Annotated in this window: 18 protein-coding genes; all 18 read right to left on the reverse strand. The window is 68.9% G+C overall.

Going from position 1 to position 19,850, the window contains the following annotated elements:
- Positions 1–15 precede the first annotated feature (15 nt).
- The 18 genes from KY497_RS12070 to rpoZ all read right to left on the reverse strand — a co-directional run bounded on the left by KY497_RS12070 (position 16) and on the right by rpoZ (position 19,791).
- Complete coding sequence (locus KY497_RS12070; protein WP_219869141.1) at positions 16–1,482, reverse strand: glutamate synthase subunit beta; 1,467 nt, start codon at positions 1,480–1,482, stop codon at positions 16–18.
- Positions 1,475–5,998 carry a glutamate synthase large subunit gene (gltB, locus tag KY497_RS12075; RefSeq protein WP_141386812.1) on the reverse strand — a complete coding sequence of 1,508 codons (4,524 nt, stop codon included), beginning with the start codon at positions 5,996–5,998 and terminating at the stop codon, positions 1,475–1,477. Before gltB ends, KY497_RS12070 begins: the two co-directional genes overlap by 8 nt.
- Positions 5,999–6,141: 143 nt before the next feature.
- Positions 6,142–7,167 (reverse strand): prolipoprotein diacylglyceryl transferase, encoded by a 1,026-nt coding sequence (gene lgt / locus KY497_RS12080; RefSeq protein WP_218682100.1) that lies wholly within the window; start codon positions 7,165–7,167, stop codon positions 6,142–6,144.
- Between the two features lie 10 nt (positions 7,168–7,177).
- Positions 7,178–7,981, reverse strand: coding sequence for a tryptophan synthase subunit alpha (gene trpA / locus KY497_RS12085; protein ID WP_055872505.1), 804 nt, complete (start codon positions 7,979–7,981; stop codon positions 7,178–7,180).
- Positions 7,978–9,246, reverse strand: coding sequence for a tryptophan synthase subunit beta (trpB, locus tag KY497_RS12090; RefSeq protein WP_055868152.1), 1,269 nt, complete (start codon positions 9,244–9,246; stop codon positions 7,978–7,980). The genes trpA and trpB overlap by 4 nt, the downstream gene beginning before the upstream one ends.
- Positions 9,246–10,016, reverse strand: coding sequence for an indole-3-glycerol phosphate synthase TrpC (trpC, locus tag KY497_RS12095; protein ID WP_219870341.1), 771 nt, complete (start codon positions 10,014–10,016; stop codon positions 9,246–9,248). The genes trpB and trpC overlap by 1 nt, the downstream gene beginning before the upstream one ends.
- A 2-nt stretch (positions 10,017–10,018) precedes the next feature.
- On the reverse strand, positions 10,019–10,249 hold the full coding sequence (locus tag KY497_RS12100) for an HGxxPAAW family protein (protein ID WP_017830578.1): 231 nt from the start codon (positions 10,247–10,249) through the stop codon (positions 10,019–10,021).
- Between the two features lie 47 nt (positions 10,250–10,296).
- On the reverse strand, positions 10,297–10,884 hold the full coding sequence (locus KY497_RS12105) for a Trp biosynthesis-associated membrane protein (RefSeq protein ID WP_219869142.1): 588 nt from the start codon (positions 10,882–10,884) through the stop codon (positions 10,297–10,299).
- Positions 10,881–11,261: a phosphoribosyl-AMP cyclohydrolase gene (gene hisI, locus KY497_RS12110; RefSeq protein WP_218682301.1), complete on the reverse strand. Its 381-nt coding sequence runs from the start codon at positions 11,259–11,261 to the stop codon at positions 10,881–10,883. Before hisI ends, KY497_RS12105 begins: the two co-directional genes overlap by 4 nt.
- Positions 11,258–12,019: an imidazole glycerol phosphate synthase subunit HisF gene (gene hisF / locus KY497_RS12115; RefSeq protein ID WP_055868143.1), complete on the reverse strand. Its 762-nt coding sequence runs from the start codon at positions 12,017–12,019 to the stop codon at positions 11,258–11,260. The genes hisI and hisF overlap by 4 nt, the downstream gene beginning before the upstream one ends.
- The gene (hisG, locus tag KY497_RS12120; protein ID WP_055872502.1) at positions 12,019–12,861 is read right to left on the reverse strand and encodes an ATP phosphoribosyltransferase; all 843 of its coding nucleotides are present in this window, start codon (positions 12,859–12,861) and stop codon (positions 12,019–12,021) included. Before hisG ends, hisF begins: the two co-directional genes overlap by 1 nt.
- A 38-nt stretch (positions 12,862–12,899) precedes the next feature.
- Positions 12,900–13,163 carry a phosphoribosyl-ATP diphosphatase gene (locus KY497_RS12125; RefSeq protein ID WP_017830573.1) on the reverse strand — a complete coding sequence of 88 codons (264 nt, stop codon included), beginning with the start codon at positions 13,161–13,163 and terminating at the stop codon, positions 12,900–12,902.
- The gene (rpe, locus tag KY497_RS12130) at positions 13,160–13,780 is read right to left on the reverse strand and encodes a ribulose-phosphate 3-epimerase (RefSeq protein ID WP_229778910.1); all 621 of its coding nucleotides are present in this window, start codon (positions 13,778–13,780) and stop codon (positions 13,160–13,162) included. Before rpe ends, KY497_RS12125 begins: the two co-directional genes overlap by 4 nt.
- Positions 13,781–13,844: 64 nt before the next feature.
- Positions 13,845–15,344, reverse strand: a complete 1,500-nt coding sequence (locus KY497_RS12135) for an RsmB/NOP family class I SAM-dependent RNA methyltransferase (protein WP_375140914.1) — start codon at positions 15,342–15,344, stop codon at positions 13,845–13,847.
- On the reverse strand, positions 15,341–16,261 hold the full coding sequence (fmt, locus tag KY497_RS12140; RefSeq protein ID WP_141386741.1) for a methionyl-tRNA formyltransferase: 921 nt from the start codon (positions 16,259–16,261) through the stop codon (positions 15,341–15,343). The genes KY497_RS12135 and fmt overlap by 4 nt, the downstream gene beginning before the upstream one ends.
- Before the next feature lie 18 nt (positions 16,262–16,279).
- Entirely contained in the window at positions 16,280–18,238 is a 1,959-nt protein-coding gene (locus KY497_RS12145) for a primosomal protein N' (protein WP_219869143.1), read from the reverse strand.
- Between the two features lie 16 nt (positions 18,239–18,254).
- Entirely contained in the window at positions 18,255–19,448 is a 1,194-nt protein-coding gene (gene metK / locus KY497_RS12150; protein WP_141386743.1) for a methionine adenosyltransferase, read from the reverse strand.
- Positions 19,449–19,536: 88 nt separating this feature from the next.
- Positions 19,537–19,791 (reverse strand): DNA-directed RNA polymerase subunit omega, encoded by a 255-nt coding sequence (gene rpoZ, locus KY497_RS12155; protein WP_017204385.1) that lies wholly within the window; start codon positions 19,789–19,791, stop codon positions 19,537–19,539.
- Positions 19,792–19,850: the final 59 nt, after the last annotated feature.

Consider the following 19,850-nt stretch of genomic DNA (forward strand, 5'->3'; position numbering starts at 1 on the left):
GGTGCCGGCCTCAGCCTACGCGGGCTGGAGAGCGATCGCGACATCGCTCGGACGCACCGGCTCGGGCAGCACGGTGCTGCCCATGAGGAATCGGTCGACGTTCGCGGCCGCTGCACGGCCCTCGGCGATGGCCCATACGATGAGCGACTGTCCGCGGCCTGCGTCGCCGGCGACGAACACGCCGGGAACCGTCGACTCGTACGACGAGTCGCGCCCGAAGGCACCGCGCTCGGTCACCTGCGGAAGCGTGTCGTCGGTGTACCCGCCCTGCTCCGGTCCGGTGAACCCCATCGCGATCAGGATCAGATCCGCCGGGATCTCCCGCTCGGTGCCGCTCTTGGGCACACGGCGCCCGTCGATGTACTCCGTCTCGGCCACACGCAGCGCGCGGACCTCGCCGACCTCGTTCCCGAGGAACTCGACGGTCGATGCGAGGAAGACCCGCTCACCGCCTTCCTCGTGCGCGGAGGAGACCTCGAAGACGGTCGGCATCATCGGCCACGGCTGGTGGTCGGGACGCGTATCGCCGGGCTGCTTGCCGATCGCGAGGTTGGTCACGCTGAGCGCGCCCTGACGGTGAGCGGTGCCGATGCAGTCCGCACCGGTGTCTCCGCCGCCGATCACGATGACGTGCTTGCCCTCGGCGCTGATCTGGTCGGTGACCTTGTCTCCGGCGACCGCGTGGTTCGACTCCACGAGATACTCCATGGCGAAGTGCACGCCGTCGAGGTCGCGTCCGGGAATCGCGAGATCACGCGGCACGGTCGATCCGGTCGCGATGACGACGGCATCGTAGCGGGCGCGGAGGTCGGGCCAGGAGATGTCCTTGCCGATCTCGACACCCGCACGGAAGCGGGTGCCTTCCTCCTGCATCTGACGCAGGCGCGACTCGAGCTGCGTCTTCTCCATCTTGAAGTCCGGGATGCCGTAGCGCAGCAGACCGCCGATGCGATCGTCACGCTCGAAGACTGCGACGGTGTGCCCGGCCCTGGTGAGCTGCTGGGCGGCCGCGAGGCCCGCGGGCCCTGATCCGACCACAGCGACCGTCTTGCCGGTGAGGCGCTCAGGCGGCTCGGGCTCGACCCAGCCCTTCGCGAAGGCCTCGTCGATGATGGAGACCTCGATCTGCTTGATCGTCACCGCCGGCTGGTTGATGCCGAGCACGCACGAGCTCTCGCACGGTGCGGGGCACAGCCGGCCCGTGAACTCCGGGAAGTTGTTCGTCGCATGCAGGCGCTCGATCGCCGCGCGGCCCTCGCCGCGCCACGTCAGATCGTTCCACTCCGGAATCAGGTTGCCGAGCGGGCAGCCCTGATGGCAGAACGGCACACCGCAGTCCATGCAGCGTCCGGCCTGACGGCGGAGGACCTGCGTGTCTCCGGGCTCGTAGACCTCTTTCCAGTCCATGATGCGCACGGGCACGGGACGACGTGCGGGAAGCTCCCGCTCGGTCACATTCAGAAAGCCTTTGGGGTCAGCCACCGGTCACCTCCAGGATGCGGTTCCACACGATGTCGCCGTCGGGGTCGATCCCCTCGGCCAGCGCCTCCTCGCGCATGCTCCGCACCGCGGCGAAGTCGCGAGGCAGCACCTTGACGAACTCTGCCGCGGCCTCTTCGAAACTCTCGAGAAGCGCGGACGCCCGCGGAGACGCGGTGCGCTCGATGTGTGCGACGAGCAGGCTGCGCAGCACTTCGAGATCCGCGCGGTCCAGCGGCTCGAGCAGCAGCTCCCCGCTGCCCAGCGACTGGGCGTTGACCTTGCTCGTGTCGAGCGCGTGCACGTACGCCACTCCCCCGGACATGCCGGCGCCGAAGTTCCGACCGGTCGAACCGAGGATCACGGCCAGGCCACCGGTCATGTATTCGAGTGCATGGTCGCCCACGCCCTCGACGACGGCGGTCGCGCCGGAGTTGCGCACCAGGAACCGCTCGCCGACGACACCGGAGATGAACATCGTCCCCGAGGTAGCGCCGTAGCCGATCACGTTGCCGGCGATGACGTTCTCATGGGGTGCGATGGCGGAGCCGCGCGGCGGACGGATGGTGATGTCACCGCCCGACAGGCCCTTGCCGACGTAGTCGTTCGCATCACCTTCCAGCCGCAGCACGATCCCCGGCGGCAGGAACGCCCCGAGCGACTGTCCCGCGGTGCCGTGCAGGGTGACGTCGATCGTGCCCTGCGGCAGACCAGCGGCACCGTGCCGAGAGGTCACCTGGTGACCCAGCATCGTTCCGACCGCGCGTTCGGTGTTGGCGATGGGCAGCTCCACCACGACGGGTTCGCCGTTGAGCAGCGCCCCCTTCGCGATGTCGATCAGCTGCACGTCGAAGTGCTTCTCGAGCTCGTGATCCTGCGCGCGACCGCTGCGGCGAGGCTCGCCCGCCGGGAAGACGGGGCCTTCGAGCACGGGAGTGAGGTCGAGGCCCTCGGCCTTCCAATGCTCCACCGCGGCGTTGACCTCGATGAGCTCGGCGCGACCGATGATCTCGTCGAGCGAGCGGTAGCCGAGCTCGGCGAGGAGTTCGCGCACTTCCTCCGCGATGAACTCCATGAAGTTCACGACGAACTCGGGCTTGCCCGTGAAGCGCTCACGCAGAACCGGGTTCTGCGTGGCGACACCGACCGGGCAGGTGTCGAGGTGGCACACGCGCATCATGATGCAGCCGCTGACCACGAGCGGAGCGGTGGCGAAGCCGAACTCCTCCGCGCCCAGGAGTGCTCCGATGATGACGTCGCGACCGGTCTTGAGCTGACCGTCGACCTGCACCACGACGCGGTCCCGCATCCCGTTGAGCATGAGGGTCTGCTGCGTCTCGGCGAGGCCGAGCTCCCAGGGCGTGCCCGCGTGCTTGAGCGAGTTCAACGGGCTCGCACCCGTCCCGCCGTCGTGGCCGGAGACCAGGATGACGTCGCTCAGAGCCTTGGCGACACCCGCCGACACCGCGCCGATTCCCGACTGGCTCACGAGTTTGGTGTGGATGCGTGCTTCGGGATTCGCCCGCTTCAGGTCGAAGATGAGCTGCTTGAGGTCTTCGATCGAGTAGATGTCGTGGTGCGGCGGCGGCGAGATCAGTCCCACACCGGCCGTCGCGTGACGGGTGCGCGCGACCCAGGGGTAGACCTTGGTCGGCGGCAGCTGACCACCCTCACCGGGCTTGGCGCCCTGGGCGAGCTTGATCTGGATGTCGTCCGCCTCGGTCAGGTACAGGCTCGTGACGCCGAAGCGACCCGAGGCGACCTGCTTGATCGCGCTGCGACGCTCGGGGTCGACGAGACGGTCCGGGTCCTCGCCGCCTTCACCGGTGTTCGACTTCGCACCGATGCTGTTCATCGCGATCGCGAGCGTCTCGTGCGCTTCACGCGAGATCGAGCCGTAGCTCATCGCACCCGTGGAGAAGCGCTTAACGATGGCGGAGACCGGTTCGACCTCGTCCAGCGGCACGGGCTTGCGGGTGCCGGTGCGCAGGCTGAAGAGTCCACGCAACGTCTTGAGCTCGGCCGCCTGCTCGTCGACGAGCTTCGTGTACTCGCGGAAGATGTCGTAGCGCCGTGTTCGGGTCGAGTGCTGCAGCTTGAACACCGTCTCCGGGTTGAACAGGTGCGGAGAGCCGTCGCGGCGCCACTGGTACTCACCACCGGTCCACAGTCGCTCGTGCGCGCGGGCCGCGGCATCCTCCGGGTAGGCGTAGTCGTGCCGCGCCTGGTTCTCGGCGAAGATCTCCTCGATGCCGATCCCGCCGAGCTTGGACTCGGTGCGGGTGAAGTACGCGTCGATGAACTCCTGGCTGAGGCCGACCGCCTCGAACACCTGGGCGCCCGCGTAGGACGACACCGTGGAGATTCCCATCTTCGACATGATCTTGAGCACGCCCTTGCCCAGCGCGTAGATCAGGTTCTTGACCGCCTTCTCGGGCGTGATGCCGGTGATGTAGCCGGTGCGCACGAGGTGCTCGACCGTCTCCATCGCGAGATACGGGTTGACGGCGGAGGCTCCGTAGCCGATCAGCGTCGCGACGTGGTGTACCTCGCGCACGTCTCCGGCTTCCACGATGAGCCCGACCTTCATGCGGTTCTCGCGGCGGATGAGGTGGTGGTGGATCGCCGACACCATGAGCAGGGACGGGATCGGCGTCAGGTCCTTGTTCGAGTCGCGGTCCGACAGGATGATGAACTCGGCGCCGTTCTCGATCGCCTCGTCGGCCTCGGCGCACATCTCGGTGAGACGGTCCTGCAGAGTCTGGGGACCCGCGTCGAAGTGGTAGAGGCCACGGATGGTCGCGCTCGACCGACCCGGCATCGCCTTGTCGATGTGGCGGATCTTCGCGAGCTCGTCGTTGTCGATCACCGGGAAGTCGAGCGAGACGGTGCGGGTGTGCTCCGGTCCCCAGGAGAGCAGGTTGCTCTCCGGACCGAGGCCCAGCTTGAGGCTCGTGACGACCTCTTCACGGATCGAGTCGAGCGGCGGGTTCGTCACCTGCGCGAACTGCTGCGTGAAGTAGTCGAACAGCAGGCGAGGACGCTTGCTGAGCACCGCGATCGGCGTGTCCGACCCCATGGCGCCGAGCGGCTCGACACCCGTCTGCCCCATGGGCGTGAGGAGGATGCGGACTTCTTCCTCGGTGTATCCGAAGGTGCGCTGTCGACGGGTGATCGATGCCGGCGGGTGCACGATGTGCTCGCGTTCGGGCAGCTCGGCGAGCCGGACGGCGCCGGCATCCAGCCATTCCTGCCACGGGTGCATGGTGGCGAGGTCGTGCTTGATCTCGCTGTCCTCGATGATGCGACGCTGCGAGGTGTCGACGAGGAACATCTTGCCCGGCTGCAGGCGACCGCGACGCTTGATGCGTTCAGGCTCGAACTGGAGCACACCGGTCTCGGAGCCGATCACGACCAGACCGTCGGTCGTCTCCGTCCAGCGTCCAGGACGCAGGCCGTTGCGATCGAGGGTCGCGCCGACGAGCGTGCCATCGGTGAAGATGAGCGCTGCCGGACCGTCCCACGGCTCCATCTGGTTGGAGTGGTACTCGTAGAACGAGCGCAGCTCCGGCGTGATGTCGGCCTGCTTCTCGTACGCCTCCGGCACCATCATCATGATGGCGTGCGGGAGGCTGCGTCCGGTGAGGGTGAGCAGTTCGAGCACCTCGTCGAACGAGGCGGAGTCACTGGCGCCGTCGGTGCAGATCGGCAGCAGCGGCGTGATGTCGCCGAGGAGCTCGGACTCGAGCTGCGACTGGCGGGCGCGCATCCAGTTGCGGTTGCCGCCGACCGTGTTGATCTCGCCGTTGTGGGCGAGCATGCGCAGCGGCTGGGCGAGCGGCCACGACGGGAACGTGTTGGTGGAGTAGCGCGAGTGCACGACCGCGAGCTCGGAGGCGAAGCGCTCATCCTGCAGGTCGGGATAGAACGGCTCGAGCTGCAGCGTCGTGACCATGCCCTTGTACCCGAGCGTGCGGGCCGAGAGCGAGACGAAGTAGGCGCCGAGTTCGTGCCCGGCGCGCTTGCGCAGACGGTAGGCGACCCGGTCGAGGGCGATGCCTGTGAGGGGGGCATCCGTATGCGTCGCCCCTCCGGCACTCACGAAGAGCTGCTCGAAGGCGGGACGCGCCTCGTCGGCGAGCTTGCCGAGGTTCTCGTTGGCGGTGGGGACATCACGCCAGCCGAGGACGCGGAGTCCCTCGGAACGGGCGATCTTCTCGATCCCGGCTTTCTGCTGGCGGCGCTCGCTCGAATCGCGAGGCAGGAACGCCAGTCCTGCGGCGTACTCCCCCACGGGCGGCAGTTCGAAGCCGACGACGTCGCGGAGGAATGCATCGGGCATCTGCGTCAGGATGCCGGCGCCGTCCCCGGTGCCCGCATCCGAGCCGATGGCTCCGCGGTGCTCCAGGTTGCGCAGGGCCTCGAGGGCCAACGCGATGATGTCGTGCCCGGCTTCGCCGCGCAGTGTCGCGACCATGGCGAGGCCGCAGGCGTCTTTCTCGAACGCCGGGTTGTACATGCCCTGCTTCGGGGGGTATGCGCCGGAGGCGCCGTAAGGGGGCTGGAAGTACACCAGTTACCGTCCTCAGATCTTCGAGTGAAACCCGGGGACGACGTCGGCCCGCTCGTTCAGTGCAATGGTTCTCCCGCCACGAGGCGGCGTTATCGAGAGCCGTCCTCGCTCGTGGGAGCAGTGCTTGTGGCGGTGGCTCCTGCGGTGACTTCTTCGGTCGGAGGCTCGCTCACGTCTACGAAGTCAGAGGGATTGTTCTGCGATTGTACATCAGCGCCCGCCTCCTTCCGTTCGCGGCCCGGCTGGTACGGCGAGGGCTCGAGGCCGGGGTGACGACGCGTCTGCACGACGAGGATCGCGAGGCCGACGAGGACGCCGATGATCGCCGCGAGCACGTTGCTGCGCAGACCGAGGATGATCTCGCTCGGATCGATGCGGATCGACTCCCAGACGATGCGGCCAGCGCTGTACCAGATCAGGTAGATCGCGAACAGACGGCCCCACTGGAAGAAGAGCTTGCGCCCGAGCCAGAGCAGCACGATGACGCCCAACCCGTTCCAGAGGACTTCGTAGAGGAAGGTCGGGTGGAACAGCGTGCCCTCGGGGAGGCCCGGAGGGAAGGCCGAGTTCGTGGAAGGGATCTCCAGACCCCACGGCAGATCGGTGGGCAGCCCGAAGAGCTCGTTGTTGAACCAGTTGCCGAAGCGGCCCATGGCCTGAGCCAGCAGCAGTCCGGGGGCCAGGGCGTCCGCGAACGTCCAGAAGCGGATGCCCGTCCAGCGACACCCCAGGTACGCGCCGATGGCGCCGCCGATGAGGGCGCCGAAGATCGCGATTCCGCCCTCCCAGATCGCCCACACCGAGCCCGGCTGGAAGGGGTTCCAGGTGTTGATCCCCTCGCCGAAGTAGTCGTTCGGGTGCGTCAGCACGTGGAAGATGCGCGCTCCGATGATCGCCAGCGGCACCGCGAGGATCGAGATGTCGATGACCACCCACGGCTCCGCACCGCGCTTGGTGAGGCGGTGGTTGGTCAGGAACGTGGCGGCGATGATGCCGGCGATGATGCACAGCGCGTAGAAGTGGATCCGGATCGGCCCGAGGTCGAAATAGGAGACCGTGGGGCTCGGGATGCTGGCGAGCACGTTCGTGAAGGTGCTGTGGAGCGCGAGTGACATGAGTGCGATTCTAGTTCTCGTGATCGGGGCGTGCCGACGCGGTGCCGGTGGCCAGGTTGCGGGTGACTTCGGCGAGAGCGGGTACGCCGCCGTCGCGCAGGGCTCGGACCAGGGCCGTGCCGACGATCGCGCCGTCGGCGTACTCCGACACCCCGGCGATCTGCTCGGCGGTCGAGATGCCGATGCCCACGCAGGCGCGGTGCGCTCCGTGCGCACGCAGACGTCCGACCAGGGTCCGGGCAGCGCGGTCGAGTTCGGCGCGCTCCCCCGTGATGCCCATCGTCGAGACGGTGTAGACGAAGCCGGTGGACGACTTCACGACGAGGTCGAGACGCTCGTCGGAGGAGGTCGGGGCCGCCAGGAACACCCGGTCCAGGCCCGTCCGCTCACTCGCGGCGATCCACTCCCCAGCCGCGTCGGGCGTGATGTCGGGAGTGATGAGGCCGGCGCCGCCCGCCGCGAGCAAGTCGTCCGCATAGCGATCGATGCCGTACTGCATCACCGGGTTCCAGTACGTCATCACCAGGACGGGGACGTCGGTGGCCGCGGTGATCGCGCGGATCGCGGTGAAGAGGTCGGCCATCCGGAAGCCCGCAGCCAGTGCTTTGGTCGTCGCCTCCTGGATGATTGCGCCGTCCATCACAGGGTCGCTGTAGGGCGGGCCGAGCTCGATGATGTCGACGCCGTTCTCGGCGAGGGCGATGGCCGCCTGGATGCTCGTCTCGAGGTCGGGGAAGCCGACGGGGAGATACCCGACGAAGGCGCTGCGGCCGGCGTCCTGGGCGCGCTGGATCGCCTGTTCGACACGGCTCATAGCTGCGGCTCCCCCTTCGCGGCCAGTTCTTCCTCTTCGCTCTCCGCGGAGACGTCGTGTGCCAGAGCAGCCTCGTCGTAGAGCTGGAAGTAGCGGGCTGCGGTGTCCATGTCCTTGTCGCCTCGGCCCGACAGGCAGATCGCGATCAGTCCATCGGGGCCGAGATCGCGCCCGATGCGCAGCGCGCCGGCGAGGGCGTGGGCCGACTCGATGGCCGGGATGATCCCCTCGGTGCGGCTGAGCAGGCGCAGTGCCTGCATCGCCTCATCATCGGTGGCCGGGATGTACTCGGCCCGCCCGATGTCGGCGAGCCAGGAGTGCTCCGGACCGACGCCCGGGTAGTCGAGCCCGGCGGAGATCGAGTGCGACTCGACCGTCTGGCCGTCCGCATCCTGGAGGACGTACGTCTTCGCGCCGTGCAGCACGCCGGGGCGCCCGCGCTCGATCGACGCCGCGTGCTTGTCGGTGTCGACGCCATCGCCGGCAGCTTCGACGCCGTAGAGCTTGACGCCCTCGTCGTCGAGGAACGCGTCGAACATGCCGATCGCGTTGGATCCACCGCCGACGCAGGCCACGACCGCGTCGGGAAGCCGACCCACCTCGTCGAGCAGCTGGGCGCGGGCCTCTTCGCCGATGATCTTCTGGAAGTCGCGGACCATCGCGGGGAACGGGTGCGGTCCCGCCGCGGTGCCGAAGATGTAGTTGGTGGTCTCCACCGACGCCACCCAGTCGCGATAGGCGTCGTTGATCGCGTCCTTGAGCGTGCGCGAACCTGAGGTCACCGGAACGACCTCAGCGCCCAGGAGGCGCATGCGCGCCACGTTGAGCGCCTGACGCTCGGTGTCGACCTCGCCCATGTAGATGGTGCAGTCCAGGCCGAACAGGGCGGCTGCGGTCGCGGTGGCGACGCCGTGCTGACCGGCACCGGTCTCGGCGATCACACGGGTCTTGCCCAGGCGCTTGGTCAGCAGCGCCTGACCGAGCACGTTGTTGATCTTGTGCGAGCCGGTGTGGTTCAGATCCTCGCGCTTGAGGAAGACGCGCGCACCACCGGCGTGCTCGGCGAACCGCGGCACCTCGGTGATCGCGGACGGGCGGCCGGCGTACGAGCTGAGCAGATGCGCCAGCTCGGACCGGAACTCCGGATCGGCGATCGCCTCCTCGTACGCCGCGGTCAGCTCATCGATCGCGGCGATGAGCGACTCGGGCATGAAACGCCCGCCGAACTCACCGAAGAAGGGGCCGTGCTGGTCGCGCAGGCTCATCATGCCTCCAGGAAACTCTTGAGAGTGGCGACGGGGTCGCCGGTCACGAGCGCCTCGCCGATCAAGACGACGTCAGCACCCGCGGAACGGTAGCGCACGACATCGGCAGGCGTGAGCACCGCCGACTCGGCGATCTTCACCGCCGTGTCGGGGATGCGCTCGACCAGGCGTCCGAACAGGTCGCGGTCGAGTTCGAGGGTCTTGAGGTCGCGCGCGTTCACCCCGATGAGCGGTGCACCCAGGTCGATCGCGGCTTCGAGCTCCTCGGCGGAATGCGTCTCGACGAGGGGGGTCATGCCCAACTCGCCGATGAAACCGTAGAGGTCGCGCAGAACGTCGGGTTCGAGCCCCGCGACGATCAGCAGGACGAGGTCGGCACCCGCCGCACGTGCCTCGAGCACCTGGTAGCGGGTGGCGATGAAGTCCTTGCGCAGCACCGGAAGCGACACCCGGGCCGTCACGGCCTCGAGGTCTGCGAGGCTGCCGCCGAAGCGGCGCTCCTCCGTGAGCACGCTGATCGCCGATGCCCCGCCGGTCTCGTAGAGAGAGGCCTGGAGAGCCGGATCGGGGATCTCTGCGAGAGCTCCCCTGGACGGGCTCGCCCGCTTGACCTCGGCGATGATCTTGACACGATCCGCCGGTGCCAGGAACGACAGTGCGTCCTTGGCGGCGGGGCGCGCGAGCGCCTCTCGTTCGAGGGCGGCCAGCGGGCGCGACAGGGCGCGACGCTCAGCGTCTGCGACAGCGCCGGCCGTCAGGTCGGCGAGCACCATTAGTGCGCCTTCGGAGCGTACTTCGGACCCTTCACGCCGTAGCCGGCCTTCGCGAGCACCCAGCCGACGATCGCGCCGATCGGGATGAGCGCGACCGAGGCGACGACGAGGGCAGGCTGCTCGAAGCAGAAGGCGACGGTGCCGGCGGCGACGCCGACCAGCATGATCACGACGGCGGTCCAGGCTGCAGGCGAGTGTCCGTGGCCGGGGTCGGCGATCGGGTTGGTCATGTTCTCCTCCGGGGGACGACGTGCAGTTCGGAATCAGTCTATCGGGGTCAACGGGTCGGATCTGTTCCCCGGGACAGCTCGTCCCAGGAATCCACGGCGTCGACGGGGCCATCGTGCGCGACCTCGACGTGGTCGGTGCGGTAACGCCGGCCTCCGACCTTCCACCCACGCCAGGTCATCAGGACCACGACGGAGGAGAGAAGCAGGAGGGCCCAGCCCACCAGAGCGATGAAAGGCCAGGCCGAGGGCACGATGCTCACCACGACTTCACGGACCGCGTCACCACCGGCGAGGCCGGTCACCTCGGTGACCGTGGCGGCGACGGCGTCGAAGGGCTCGGCGAGCATCAGCTGGAGTGTCGACCAGCCCAGGAACAGAGCCGTCGCCCCCGCGAGCACGCCGAACACCAGACGGACGACCTTGCCGGAGATCGACAGCGCGGCGCCGAGCGCCAACACCGCCAGGCTGAGCGGGGCGAGCAGCACCAGGGCGGACGCGCCGGGGACCAGGATCGCCTCGCCCGCGTCGGCGCGTTCGACCGTCAGCCATGTCTGGGTCGACGAGATGATGCCGATCGCACCGGCGAGGAGGAAACCGGAGACGGACAGGGAGCGGCCCCGCTGCGCGAAGGTCATGACTGCTCCGTCCCGGTGAGGGCCTGGAGATCGTTGGCGTCGAAACAGGTGCGCGTTCCGGTGTGACAGGCGGGACCGGTCTGCGCCACGAGGAGCAGGATCGCATCCCCGTCGCAGTCCAGACGGGCCTCACGCACGACCTGGATGTGACCGGACGTGTCACCCTTGCGCCAGTACTCCTGACGCGAGCGCGACCAGTACGTGGCTCGCCCGGACGTGAGCGTGCGGCGGAGGGCCTCCGCATCGACCCACGCGAGCATGAGCACGTCGTGCGTGTCCCACTGCTGCACGATCACGGGCGCGAGTCCGTCGGCGTTGAAGGCGACCTGGGCGATGCGCTCGTCCACGGAAGTCGCCTGCGTGTCTGCGTCGGTCATCGTACGAGCACCCCTTCGGCGCGAAGAGCGTCCTTGACGTCTCCGACGGTGAGCGCACCGGTGTGGAAGACGCTCGCCGCGAGGACGGCATCCGCACCGGCCTTGATCGCCGGAGCGAAGTCGGCAGCCCGCCCGGCGCCTCCCGAAGCGATGACCGGCACGGAGGCGGCCTCCCGCATCAGGCGGACGAGTTCCAGGTCGAAGCCGTCACGCGTGCCGTCGGCATCGATCGAGTTCACGAGCAGTTCGCCGGCACCGCGTTCCGCGGCCTCGCGCGCCCAGTCGAGGGCATCGAGGGTGGTCTGGGTACGGCCCCCGTGCGTGGTCACCACGAAGCCCGAACGCGTGGTGGGGGCCCGCTTCACGTCGAGGGACAGCACGAGTACCTGCGCACCGAACCGATCGGCGATCTCGCCGATGAGTTCCGGACGCGCGATCGCAGCCGAGTTGACCCCGATCTTGTCGGCGCCGACGGAGAGCAGACGTGCCACGTCGTCGACGCTGCGCACTCCCCCGCCGACGGTCAGCGGTACGAACACCTGTTCCGCCGTGCGCTGGACGACGTCGTAGGTCGTCGCCCGCGCATCCACGGTCGCGGTGACGTCGAGGAAGGTGATCTCATCCGCACCCTGCGCGGCATAGTGCCGGGCGAGTTCGACGGGATCGCCCATGTCGCGGAGATTCTCGAAGTTGACGCCCTTGACGACACGGCCGTCGGCCACGTCGAGACACGGGATGACACGGCTGGCGAGCGTCATCACAGCCTCGCGTTGTGGATCGCGGTGACCAGGATGGCCCGCGCACCGAGCGCGTAGAGCGCGTCCATCACGGGGTTGACGCGCGAGCGCGCGACCATCACCCGCACCGCCACCCACTCGGGGTCGCGCAGCGGTGAGACGGTCGGAGACTCGACGCCGCCGGCGATCTTCACGGCGTCGTCCAGGAGAGCGACGGGCAGGTCGTAGTCGATCATCACGAAGCGACGAGCGACCATCACACCGCGAAGGCGGCGAAGGAGCGTCTCCGCGCCCTCGGCATCGACGGGACCGGCGATGAGCACGGCCTCCGACTCCAGGATGACGGGACCGAACACCTCGAGCCCGGCCTGACGCAGCGTCGTTCCGGTCTCGACGACATCGGCCACCGCGTCGGCGACGCCGAGGCGGACCGCGGATTCCACGGCGCCGTCGAGCGGCACCAGATCGACCGCGATGTCGCGCTCGTCGAGGAACGCGTCGACCAGTCCCGGATACGACGTGGCGATGCGCAGGCCGTCGAGCTCGGTCACATCCGTGTAGCGCCCCGTCGGAGCGGCGAAGCGGAAGGTGGAGCCGGCGAAGCCGAGCGCTTCGATCTCCCGAGCGCCGGGCATACGCGCGTCGAGCAGGAGATCACGACCGGTGATGCCCACATCGATCGCGCCGGAGCCGACGTAGGTCGCGATGTCCTTGGGCCGGAGGAAGAAGAACTCCACGTCGTTCTCGGCGTCGATGACGTGCAGGGTCTTGGGGTCGCGTCGACCGGCGTAGCCCGCCTCGGCGAGCATGTCGGCGGCGGTCTCGGAGAGCGAGCCTTTGTTGGGAACAGCGATGCGCAGCATGGAGTGCTTTCAGTTCGAGGTGATCGGAACGGAGCGCATCACAGATGTCGGTAGACGTCCTGCAGGCTGATGCCCTTGGCGAGCATCATCACCTGGACGTGATAGAGCAGCTGCGAGATCTCCTCGGCGGCGGCTTCGTCAGACTCGTACTCGGAAGCCATCCACACCTCGGCGGCTTCTTCCACGATCTTCTTGCCGATCGTGTGCACACCGCCGTCGAGCTCGGCGACCGTTCCCGATCCCTCAGGGCGGGTCTCGGCCTTGACGCTGAGCTCGGCGAACAGCTCGTCGAAAGTCTTCACGCTTCCAGGCTAGCGGCTCTGGCGAGGTCTCTCAGCCGGGTGACGGCCGCCTCGACATCATCGGCGCCGTACACGGCCGAACCCGCCACGAAGGTGTCGGCACCCGCGGCGGCCGCGATCTCGATGGTGCGATCGGAGATGCCCCCGTCGACCTGGAGCCAGATCTGGGATCCTCTCCGACGCGCCTCCTCGGCGAGAGCGCGAAGTTTCGGCATCGTCTCCGGCATGAAGCTCTGTCCACCGAAACCGGGTTCGACGGTCATCACGAGGATCTGATCGAACTCGTCGAGCACGTCGTAGAGGGATTCCACGGGCGTCGCGGGCTTCACCGCGACTCCGGCCCGAGAGCCGATCTCGCGGAGCCGGCGCGCCAGCGCGACGGGGTCGTCCGCGGCCTCGAGATGGAAGGTGACGCTCGCCGCGCCGATCTCCGCGTACTCGGGAGCCCATCGCTCGGGATCCGTGATCATGAGGTGCACATCGAGCGGGATCGGGCTGGTCGCCTGGATGCGCTCGACCATCTGCGGACCGAACGTCAGGTTGGGGACGAAGTGATTGTCCATCACGTCGACATGCACGAAGTCAGCGGTCGCGATCCGGGCGAGATCCGCCTGCATGTTCACGAAGTCGGCGGCGAGGATGCTCGGGTTGATGCGCGGGGCGCGAGGCAGTTCCACGGTCCTAGTCTTCCTTCCCTGATGGAGTGTTCTCCGTTGCGGTGCGCTGCAGGAGCGCGAGGAACATGGCATCCGTCCCGTGGCGGTGCGGCCAGAGCTGAGCACTGCCCGAACCCGTCCGGCCTTCGTCGGCCAGATCGATCGGCGAGCGAGCGACGTCGGCGATCGCCGCACGGGCGTCGAGCTCGACGATGTCCGCGCGGTCGCGCAGCACCTCCTTCACGACCCCTGTGGTTTCGGCGAGGTGTGGCGAGCACGTGACGTAGGCGACGATCCCGCCGGGGGCGAGAGCGTCCAGGGCCGCCGAGAGCAGCTCCACCTGGAGCGGTACCAGTTCGGCGACATCGGCCGGAGACTTCCGCCACCGCGCCTCAGGGCGACGGCGCAGTGCGCCCAGGCCCGTGCAGGGAGCATCGACGAGGATACGGTCGAACTCCCCCGGCCGAGCCGACGCGAGTGCACGCCCGTCCTGCTCGTGCACGACGATCTCGCCGGGTACGGCTCTGAGCGCCTTGCGCACCAGTCGCGCCCGGACCGGGACGATCTCGTTCGCTTCCAGAGTGACCTCGTGCTCGTGCGCCACTGCGGCCAGGAGAGCGGTCTTGCCGCCGGGGCCGGCGCACAGATCGAGCCAGCGCTCGCCGGCGGTGATCGGAGCGGCACCGGCCAGGGCGAGCGCCACGAGCTGGGATCCCTCGTCCTGCACGCGCACCGTGCCACCGGAACCCTCGACCGCACGACGCGGATCGCCCCCGGGAGACACGAAGGCCGTCGATGCGTAGGGAAGGCGGGGTTCCCCCGGCTCGGCCAGCCCCGGAAGGGCGACGAGTGTCACATCCGGCGAGGCGTTGTCGGCCTCGAGGAGCGCCTCCAGCTCCTCGCCACGGCCCTCGGCCGCGAGAGCACGGCGCAGAGCGCGGATCACCCACACCGGGTGCGCGGCGCGCAGCGCCAGCCGCTCATCGTCGGACCGCGCGTGCTGCTCGATGCGCGTCTGCCATTCTTCGCCCGATTCACGGGTGATCCTGCGGAGAACCGCGTTCGCGAAGCTCGACGCTCCTCGTCCGGATTCCGTGGCCACGAGGTTCACGGACTCGTTGACGGCCGCGTGCGAGGCGACACGCGTGGCGAGCAGCTGATGCACCGCGAGGCGCAGCGCATCGAGGACGGCGGGGTCGATGCTGTCCGGCGAGCGATCAGCCGCGGCGGCGATGATCGCGTCATAGGTGCCGAGGCGCCTCAGCGTGCCGTAGGTCAGCTCGGTGGCGAGAGCCGCATCCTGGGGCGTGAGTCGTGCCTCCGCGATCGCCGTGGGGAGCACGAGGTTCGCGTAGGCGTCGGTCTCCGACACCGCGCGCAGCACGTCGTAGGCCACCCGTCGGGCGGGCTGCACGGTGCGGACGGGGCCTTGCTGACCACCACGGCGCCCGTCTGTCGCACCTCGCGCGCCACGCGGTCGCCCGTTCGATGGCGTGGATCGGCGATTCCGCCCCTCATCGCTCATGCTCCGGCCACCAGTTCGTCGCCGCCGCGCAGACCACGCCACCAGTCGACCGCGTTCATCGCGCCCTTGCCGGCGGGCTGGACCCGCGTGACGGCGAGTGGTGTGGTGCCCGTGCCGATGTGGAGGGCGGTCTTGGTGCCCCGGAGACGCCCGGGAGCGAGCGTTTCCGCATCCGGCGCCGGAGCCGCTTCGAGCACCTTGAGAGGCTGACCCGCGACGGTCGTGTGTGCTCCCGGCTCGGGGGTCACGCCGCGGAAGCGGGCGAACACGGCATCGAGCGGCTGATTCCAGTCGAGCAGTCCGTCGGCGAGGGTGAGCTTGGCGGCGAAGGTCGGCTCGCCTTCCTGGGGAACCGCCAGCGCCGTGCCGTCCGCGATCGAGGAGACCACGTCTGCGGTGATTCCGGCCCCTTCCGACGCGAGCGCTTCGAGGGCCTCCCCTGCCGTCGCCGTCTCGGGAACATCGACCGCGTGCGTCGCGAACACATCGCCGGCGTCCAGCTCAGCGACCAGCTGGAAGACGCTCGCTCCGAGCACCGCGTCTCCGGCGATCAGAGCGCGCTGGACCGGTGCCGCTCCGCGCCAGGCGGGCAGCAGCGAGAAGTGCAGGTTGATCCATCCTGCTCTCGGCGCCGAGAGCAGGGGTTCGCGCACCAGGCCGCCGTAGGCCACGATCACGCCGAGGTCCACCTCGAGCGCCGTGATCTCGGCTGTCACGGCATCGTCGAGCCGGGCGGCCTTGATGATCGGGAGGCCCAGCTCCTCGGCCGCCTGAGCCACCGGCGACGCGGTCAGCACGCGACGACGCCCGAGAGGCGCGTCCGGCCGCGTGACGACGGCAGCGATGTCGTGGGATGCCGCGAGACGGCGAAGGGTGGGCACAGCCGCAGCGGGTGTGCCGGCGAAGACGAGGCGCATGAAGGTTCTCCGGAAGGGTCAGAGCTCTGGTTCGAGGATATCGAGGCGGACGGAGAGCGTGCTCTTGGTCGCACGTCCCTTTCGGCGACGCCCGCTGACGGCTTCCGCCACGACCGCGGCGCGCAGGGCGGTCGCGACACGCGCCCCCGCGCCGTATTCGAACCGCACCAGAGCGCGGACGCGCGGCGGGATGTCGTCGGATTCGACGGGGACAGGGCCGAGCACCGCATCGGCAGGCAGGGCGAGGTCGTTCAGCGCGGCCAGTGCACCGGCGACCGCAGACGCCGAGCCCTGCACCAGGGCCACTCGCGTCGTCGGCGGCATGTGCAGCGGAGCGCGGCTCTCGAGCTCGACCCTGGCGTGGCCCGCCTGGTTCCAGGTCGCCAGCGCCCTCGCTGCGGCCCCGTTGACGCCGACCAGGTGGATCGGAGCGCCCGGCGCCGCCAGTGCTGCCGCGTTCGACCACCAGCGCAGGCACGACTCGGCGACGCGCAGATCGGGGGCTTGGAGCATGCGCGGGCCGTCCAGGAGCACGACAGCGCGATAACCGCCGTCGGCGATAGGCTCGGCACCGCGTGTGGCGACCACCAGCGCAGGTGCCGCCGAGACGCGCTCCACCGGGTGCGCGCTGTCGGCGACGATCACCCGAACGCCGGGAAACGCGCGACCCAGTTCATCGGCGGTGCGTTCGCTGCCCGAAGAGGCGAGGCGCAGCTTCGTCGAGGAGCACGAGGGACACGACCAGGTGCTGGCGGCCCGGCCGCACCAGGCGCACACCGGCACGGCACCGCGGTGCTTCGCGCCGAGCGGCCCCCCGCAGTGCGCACAGCGCGCCGGAGCCCGACACTCCGCGCACACGAGAGAGGGCGAGAAGCCGGGCCGGGAGACCTGCACGAGCACCGGGCCCTCGGCTGCAGCGGTGCGTGCGGCGAGGAAGGCGGAGGACGGCATGCGCTGGGCGGTCGGCTGCTCCATCTCCTGCGGTGTGCTGAGCACGACGCGAGGAAGCACACGGCGCGCCGCTCTGACATCCTGCAGCCAGCCGAGGACGACCAGGCGCTCGACATCGGTCGTCCGCGTGTGGCCGGCGAACAGCAGGGCCGACCCCTCCAGCTCCTGACGCAGGAGGGCGGCGTCGCGTGCGTTGACGTACGGGGCCAGCGGTTCCCCCAGAAGCGGATCGCCGTCGTCCCAGATCGCGACCAGTCCCGCCACGACGGGAGAATAGACGGCCGATCGGTTTCCCACCACGATGCAGGGGGCGTCCTCGAGGGTGCGGAGGAAGCCGCGATAGCGGTCGGGATTGCTCTGCCGGGAATCGTGACGCACCACAGCGCCGGCGGGGACGAGGGACTCGAGGGCTGCGAGGAGCCGGTCCAGGTCACGGCTGTCGGGCACGACGATGATCGATGACCTGCCGGCGGCGAGCATGCGAGCGGCCGACGCGGCCAGCAGACGGGCCCATCCCTGCATGCCGTCGACGAGTTGGGGAATCGCCTCCACAGCCGCGCGCCCGCCCGAGTCGAGCACCTCGCCGAGGCCTTCGTACAGGCCGACGGTCTCCTCTGCGACGACGAGTGCCTCCGCATCGGGTGTCTCGGCCGGCGTGTCTGCGGTCCAGGCCTTCTCCACGCGCACCTGACGCTTGGGGATCACCAGGCGCAACACGTCGGACGCCGAACCCGCTGCGCGATCCGCGACGCGACGCGCGAGGGTGTGCAGACGCTCGGGGAGCACCGGCACCGTGGACACCACGCTCTCGACCTCGGACAGCGCCCGGTCGGCGTCGTCCTCGGTGTCGATGTCGACCACGTAGCCGTCGATCACGCGCCCGGCGGTGCGCAGCGGCACCTGGACACGAACACCCAGCGGAACCTCACCCCACTGCGCAGGAAGGGCGTAGTCGAAGAGCCGATCGAGCTGAGGCAGAGGGGAATCGAGGAGCACGCGCGCGATGCGCCGGCTCTCCGGAGGCATCAGGACCGCGGTCCCATCAGAGCCCGGCAGCGCGGCGCAACTCTTCGGCGCGGTCGGTGCGCTCCCAGGTGAAGTCGGGGAGCTCGCGGCCGAAGTGCCCGTAGGCGGCCGTCTGGGCGTAGATCGGGCGCAACAGGTCGAGCTGCTCGATGATCGCCTGCGGGCGCAGATCGAACACCTCGTTGATCGCGCGCGTGATGACCTCGTCCGACACCTTGCCCGTGCCGAAGGACTCGACGTATAGACCCACAGGGCGCGCGACACCGATCGCATAGGCGACCTGCACCTCGAGGCGGTCGGCGAGACCTGCGGCGACGGCGTTCTTCGCCACCCATCGCGTGGCGTAGGCACCCGAGCGGTCGACCTTGGACGGGTCCTTGCCGCTGAAGGCGCCGCCACCGTGGCGGGAGGCCCCGCCGTACGTGTCGATGATGATCTTGCGGCCGGTGAGACCGGCATCGCCCTTGGGGCCGCCGGTGACGAAGGGACCCGCGGGATTGATGTAGAACGTGACGTCGTCGAGGTCGAGCCCGGTGGTCGCGAGCACCGGGTCGATCACGTGCTCACGGACCTGTGCCTTGAGCTCTTCCTGCGAGATGTCGGGGTGGTGCTGGGTCGAGACCACGACCGCGTCGACGGTCTTCGGTGTGAAGCCGTCGTAGCCGAGCGTGACCTGGGTCTTGCCGTCGGGTCGCAGGAAAGGCAGCGCTCCGCTGCGGCGCACCTCGGTGAGACGCTCGGCGAGGCGGTGGGCGGTCCAGGCGGCCATCGGCATGAGCTGCGGTGTCTCGTTCGTCGCGAAGCCGAACATGATGCCCTGGTCACCGGCGCCGAGAGCGTCGAGCGGATCGACCGATGACCCGTCACGGTGCTCCTGGGCACTGTCGACGCCGTGGGCGATGTCGGTCGACTGCTCGCCGACCGAGACGCTGACGCCGCACGAAGAACCGTCGAAGCCGGTGTCGCTGGAGGTGTAGCCGATGCCGTTCACGACCTGGCGCACGATCGTGGGGATGTCGACGTAGGCGTCGGTGCGGATCTCACCGGCCACATGCACGAGGCCCGTGGTGACGAGCGTCTCCACGGCGACGCGGGAACCCTTGTCCTTCGCGATGAGGCCGTCGAGGATGCTGTCGGAGATCTGATCGCAGATCTTGTCCGGGTGCCCTTCGGTGACGGACTCGGACGTGAACAGACGCAGGGCGCTCATCGGTACTCCAGAACGGGACGGACGGATGGAGGGTGTTGCACCCATTCTGGACCGCGCCTCCGACGTACGGGAGGCGCGGTCTCGAATATCACTCTGCGTGACGAAGGCGGAGCTTGTCCTCGTTGATCTCGTGCAGCGCGATGGTGAGCGGCTTGTCCTCGACCGAGGAGTCCACGAGCGGGCCGACGTTGTCGAAGAGGTTTCCCTCGTGCAGGTCGGAGTAGTAGTCGTTGATCTGACGCGCGCGCTTGGCGGCGTAGATGACGAGCTCGTACTTCGAGTCGACGCGGTCGAGCAGGTTGTCGATGGGGGGATCGATGATGCCGTTGTTGTGTCCGGCCATGGTGAGACCTCCTGATCAGGCGACGGGATCGTCGCGAAGACGGTGCGAAAGGCGCGCGA

It is taken from the genome of Microbacterium sp. PAMC22086 (assembly GCF_019443525.1).
Taxonomy (GTDB): Bacteria; Actinomycetota; Actinomycetes; order Actinomycetales; family Microbacteriaceae; genus Microbacterium; species Microbacterium maritypicum.